Raw genomic sequence first — 5,225 nt, 5'->3', positions numbered from 1 at the left:
TACCGGTATTGGCATTCCGCCCGAGCTGCGCGAGCGCGTATTCGAGCGCTTCTTCCGCGTCGACGAAAGTCGCTCGAAGGAAACAGGCGGCAGCGGATTGGGACTTGCCATTGTCAAGCATGCCGCGCAAGTGCACGGAGCGAAGATTTCCGTGATGGGCAACGAGCCCCAAGGCACGATAATCGAAGTGCATTTTCCCGCGAAATAGCTCGCGACTTTTCAAAACCTGTTAAATGCTCGCAGCGTTTAACAGGTTTTTGCTATTTGGCGGGGCGATTGGTCGGCTAAGGTTCACTTCGCCTGCTGCGTTTTCCCTGGTGCAAATAGATGCTCGATGCACAGTTGCGCGCGCGAAGGCTGCGGGCATTTGGCAAGTTATTGACAAGCTCGAAGGACGCTTTACCCGCCTTTGACGTTGCCCTGACGTGCGCATGACGCTCGGTCTTCAAGATGTGAACCCATGGAAGGGAACCATCATCCGAAAGGAACGCACATCATGCAAAACTACTCCATGAGCCGCCGCCGCTTCCTCACCGTCGCGGGCAGCACCGTTATTCTTGCCGGTCTGGGCGGCTTGGTTGGATGCTCGAGCAATTCCAATTCCGGCTCGGGCGATAACGCCGCTGCAACGACCGAGACCAAGGCACTCGCGGGCTCCATTACCGCGGTCGGGTCCACCGCGCTTCAGCCGCTCGTTGAGGCTGCGGCCGAAAAGTTCCAGGCCGAAAACCCTGGCGTCACCATCACCGTGCAAGGCGGCGGCTCTGGCCAAGGCATTACGCAAATCGTGCAGGGCGCGGTGCAAATCGGCAATTCCGACGTGTTCGCCGAAGAGAAGCTCGACAACAAGTCCGATGCCGAAAAGCTCACCGACAACAAGGTGTGCGTTGTGGGCATGGGCCCTGTGGTGAACAGCGAAGTCTCCATCGACGATATCAAGATGGACGACCTGAAGAGAATTTTCACGGGCGAAATCACCAACTGGAAAGAGGTTGGCGGTCAGGACCTCGAGATCACGGTTATCAATCGCGCATCTGGTTCCGGCACGCGCGCGGTGTTCGAGAAGGCCGTGCTCAACGGCACCAAGGTGCCTGACAGCTTCAAGCCTCAGGAGCAGGATTCCTCGGGCACGGTGGCCAAGATGGTCAAAGACACCCCGGGCGCGATTTCCTACCTGGCGTTCTCTTACTACGACAGCAGCATCAAGGCGCTTTCCGTTGACGGCGTGAAGCCCGAAACCTCTACGGTCGAGGCCAACGACTGGAAGATTTGGGCTTACGAGCACATGTACACCGCTAAGGATGCCGACGAGGCCACCCAGGCGTTCATCGACTTCATGATGAGCGACGAGGTCCAGGGCAGCCTGGTTTCCGAGAACGGCTACATCTCGGTTTCCGGCATGAAAGTTTCCCGCGATGCCGACGGCAATGTGACCAAGCTCTAATTCGCGAAAATTCAGCCCGGCCGCACGTGGCGCGGTCGGGTTTTTGCGCGTTCGGCGCAAGCTTGATGGGCGCGATGCCGAAGCGACGGCTCCTCGCTTCGGCTCGGGCCCGCGTATGTTTGAAAGGCAGGTTTAAAGCAGTGGCATCTCTGTCGAAAAAGAGACTCGACAATGTGGGCCGCGCGCTTTCGGGCGCATGCGTGACGCTCATCGTGCTGCTTGTGGCAACGCTCGTGTTTATGGTTGCCCAGCATGGTTTGGCCACATTTTTCGTCGATGGCATTTCTCCGGCGGCGTTTTTCACGGGAACCACGTGGAACCCGCATCAGGCTGATGCGTCGGGTGCACCTACAGTGGGCGCACTGCCCATGATCGTCGGATCGTTCTCGGTTACGCTGCTTTCCACGCTGCTTGCCTTGCCGTTCGCTCTGGGGTCGGCCATTTTCGTGGTTGAGATTTCGCCGAAGTTCGGCCGAACGGTGTTCCAGCCGGTCGTCGAGTTGCTCGTAGGCATTCCGTCGGTCGTATATGGCCTTATTGGCCTCACGATTGTCGTCGCATGGTGCCGCGGCTGGTCGAATACCACGGGTTTCGGCATTTTCTCGGGATCAATTGTGCTCGCTGTGATGATTCTTCCCACGATTACGTCGCTTTCCATCGACGCGCTCACGGCTGTGCCGAAGGCCTACCGTGAAGGCGCCTATGGCGTAGGCGCGAGTCGATGGCAAACCATTTGGCATGTGGTGCTGCGTGCGGCCATGCCCTCGTTGTGCACCGCAGTCGTGCTGGGTATGACTCGCGCGTTCGGCGAGGCGCTTGCCGTTCAAATGGTTATCGGCAACGCGGCGCAGGTGCCCGACGGCCTGTTCACTCCCGCGTCCACCCTTACGAGCGTGCTGACCATGGGCATCGGCAACGAGATGATGGGCACGGTGTATTCCGATGTTCTGTGGTCGCTTGCTTTGCTGCTTTTGGCGATGTCGTTTGTGTTCATCTCCGTTATTCATTTCATCGAACGCAAGGGAGGCCTGAACGTCAATGGCCGCTAGTGTTGACAAAATGGTCGCCGATCAGGGTACCGTCGGAGCTCGCCTGCCGCAGGGGGCGCCGAATCGAGCGCAAAGCGAGAAGGCGGAAAACGCTCTTGCTCGCCGCATTGCCTTGCAGGATAAATTCGCCACGGGCGTGCTGTTCGCCATCGTGGCTGCGATTTGCGTGTTGCTGTTCTCGCTTATCGCGTACATTGTGGCGAGCGGTGCGGGCAAGCTGCTTGACGTGAGCTTCCTCACAGGCAAGCCCGAGCAATTCAAGGAAGGCGGCGGCATTGGCCCCGAGCTGTTCAACTCGTTCTATTTGCTGGTGCTCACTTTGCTTATTTCGGTGCCTATCGCGCTTGGCGGCGCGATCTACCTTACTGAGTACGCTCCGAAGAACCGCTTGACGCATTTCGTGAAAACGGCCATTGAGGCGCTTTCGTCGTTGCCCTCCATTGTGGTTGGCCTGTTCGGATTCCTGTTCTTCGTGTTGCAAATGGGCTGGGGCTTCAGCATTTTATCGGGTGCTTTGGCGCTCACGATGTTCAATCTGCCCATTTTGGTGCGCGTTATTCAGCAGGCGCTCGAGGCTATCCCCAACGACCAGCGCGAAGGCGGTTTAGCGCTCGGAGCGAGCCGTTGGGAGACGACCATTCACGTGCTGCTCCCCGCGGCGTTGCCCGCTATTATCACGGGCATCATTTTGTCGGCGGGACGTGTGTTTGGCGAGGCTGCGGCGCTTATTTATACGGCGGGGCAGTCGGCGCCCATGCTCGATTTCACGAGTTTCGACTTTTCGAGCGCTTCGTGCCCGTGGAATGTGTTCCGCCCAGCCGAGACGCTTGCGGTGCACATCTGGAAGATCAACAGCGAAGGTGTGGTGCCCGACTTGGACGCGGTTTCGAGCGGCGCGGCTGCGGTCCTTATGGTATGCATTCTGGCATTCAACCTGCTTGCTCGATTCGTTGGTCGCCTGGCGAGCAAGAATACACGCTAAGTTGCAAAAAATGGCGCGAAGTGCGCCTTTTGGGTGTTGCGCTGTTTTTTGGCTTCCGCGATTCACTTCTACCCCTTTCTCGGTTAGCTGCTAAACTATCTACTTATAACTGCATGAGCTGGTAGCGTGCTGGCTGCCGCAAGAGAAAGGGTAGGGCGTGAAGCTTCTCGAAGATCGCATTCAACGTGACGGCGTGGTGAAGGCCGAGGGCGTTTTGAAGGTTGACGGTTTTTTGAACCATCGCATCGATATCGAGCTGCTTGATGCGATGGGCGCGGAATTCAAGCGCCTGTTCGCTGATGCCCCCATCAATAAAATTCTTACCATCGAGGCTTCTGGTATCGGAATTGCCTGCATGGCTGCCCGCCATTTCAATAATGCCCCTGTGGTATTTGCGAAAAAGGCCCAGTCTATTAACCTTGATGGCGAAATGTATCGCACGCGCATTCAGAGCTTTACGCATGGCAAAGTGTTCGACGTTATCGTGTCCAAGAAATTCATTGGCCCCGAAGACCATGTGCTTATCATCGATGATTTTTTGGCGAATGGCTGCGCGCTCAATGGCCTGCTCGAGATTGTCGAAGCGGCTGGCGCTACGGTTGAGGGTATTGGCATTGCGGTTGAGAAGGGCTTCCAGCCCGGCGGTGCGAGCCTGCGCGAACGCGGCTACCACTTGGAGTCGCTCGCTATTGTCGACGCAATGGATCCCACCACGGGCCAGATTACGTTCCGCCAGGCCGGCGAGCCTGCGCCGAGCCACGAGCTGACTGTGGAAACCTGCGAAGCATAAATTATTTTGAAGAGAGGGGCTCGCTGCCGCATGCGAGCTGCCTCCCTTTTCTCGTGTCCAAGAAATGGGAGGCGTGCTTGTGCAGCGTCTCCCTCTTTTGGTATTGCCGGGTGCTTGTTCTTCGGGCGAATGCTTTTATTGCAACGTGCCCAGTGCATCTTTGCCGACGATGACGAAAATATCGAAGCTGTCCATCGATTCGCCCGCGGTGGCTTCGTCGAAAGTTTGCACGCTGCCAAGTCCCAGTGCGGAAACGACCTTTTCCGCTTCCTCTTTGACGTCGGCGGCATCGTCGCCCGTGCCCTTTACGTATACGACGGTCGTGGGGGCGAGGCCTCCTGCAATCGCATACGAATCAAGTGCGTAGGTGTGATTGTCTTCGGTGAGGCCTGCTGCAACGAGTTTTGCCTGAGCGGCGCCTGCCAGTCCGTCCGCGCCGCCTCCGTTGCGAATGGCGATGGCGTACGCGCCTTGATGCTTAGCGGCTTTCGCGGAATCGTCCTGGTTGGCTTTCTCGTCGGCGGCTTTATCGGCGTTGCCCTCTTCTGTCGAAGCGGCTTTTTCGTTCGCGCCGGTTGAGGCTGCGTTGGTGTTTTGCGTTTCGGTTTGGGCGGGCGGCGTGGCCTTCTCGGGCTCATGACCGCACGAGGTCAAAAGGAAAGCGCCGCAGACGAGAAGAAGAGTCGCAAGGGCGAAACCCGTTGTGCGTGCGGCGGGGATGCGTGCTTGGTTATGGGTGAATCCGTTGTTCACGGAGCCTCCTAAAATGCAAGAGGGGGTACAAAGTGCATCTATTGTAGCGCAGTCGAGCGACGTGTGCAGGCCTTGGTGGGCGAGGGGCGGCGTGAAATCCGCGACAAAAAACCGCCCCAGCGTCAGCGGAAGACGTCGGGGCGGGATCATGCGTGGCAAGGGCGCTCTTGATGAAGCTCCGTGCCGTACACGAGCTTTATTTGGCCA

The 5,225-nt window shown here is 57.9% G+C and carries 6 protein-coding genes; 5 read left to right on the top strand and 1 reads right to left on the bottom strand.

The window, feature by feature from the left end; genetic code table 11:
- The 5 genes from ACWI8T_RS07990 to ACWI8T_RS07970 form a co-directional block, all read left to right on the top strand.
- The coding region (locus tag ACWI8T_RS07990; RefSeq protein WP_449138560.1) for an ATP-binding protein at positions 1-208 on the top strand (208 nt) is incomplete at its 5' end.
- Between the two features lie 288 nt (positions 209-496).
- The gene (locus ACWI8T_RS07985) at positions 497-1,444 is read left to right on the top strand and encodes a phosphate ABC transporter substrate-binding protein PstS family protein (RefSeq protein WP_449138559.1); all 948 of its coding nucleotides are present in this window, start codon (positions 497-499) and stop codon (positions 1,442-1,444) included.
- 140 nt (positions 1,445-1,584) lie between these two features.
- The gene (gene pstC / locus ACWI8T_RS07980) at positions 1,585-2,493 is read left to right on the top strand and encodes a phosphate ABC transporter permease subunit PstC (protein WP_449138558.1); all 909 of its coding nucleotides are present in this window, start codon (positions 1,585-1,587) and stop codon (positions 2,491-2,493) included.
- On the top strand, positions 2,483-3,475 hold the full coding sequence (gene pstA / locus ACWI8T_RS07975) for a phosphate ABC transporter permease PstA (protein WP_288168779.1): 993 nt from the start codon (positions 2,483-2,485) through the stop codon (positions 3,473-3,475). Before pstC ends, pstA begins: the two co-directional genes overlap by 11 nt.
- Positions 3,476-3,632: 157 nt before the next feature.
- A complete protein-coding gene (locus ACWI8T_RS07970) occupies positions 3,633-4,265 on the top strand; it encodes a xanthine phosphoribosyltransferase (RefSeq protein WP_303050781.1) in 633 nt (210 codons plus the stop codon).
- 135 nt (positions 4,266-4,400) lie between these two features.
- Here ACWI8T_RS07970 and ACWI8T_RS07965 read toward each other — a convergent pair whose 3' ends face one another.
- The gene (locus tag ACWI8T_RS07965; RefSeq protein WP_449138557.1) at positions 4,401-5,018 is read right to left on the bottom strand and encodes a LytR C-terminal domain-containing protein; all 618 of its coding nucleotides are present in this window, start codon (positions 5,016-5,018) and stop codon (positions 4,401-4,403) included.
- Between the last annotated feature and the right edge of the window lie 207 nt (positions 5,019-5,225).

It is taken from the genome of Slackia sp. (genome assembly GCF_977041755.1).
Note: the sequence above shows the minus strand (reverse complement) of the source record. Positions and strands in the feature narration are given on the sequence as shown.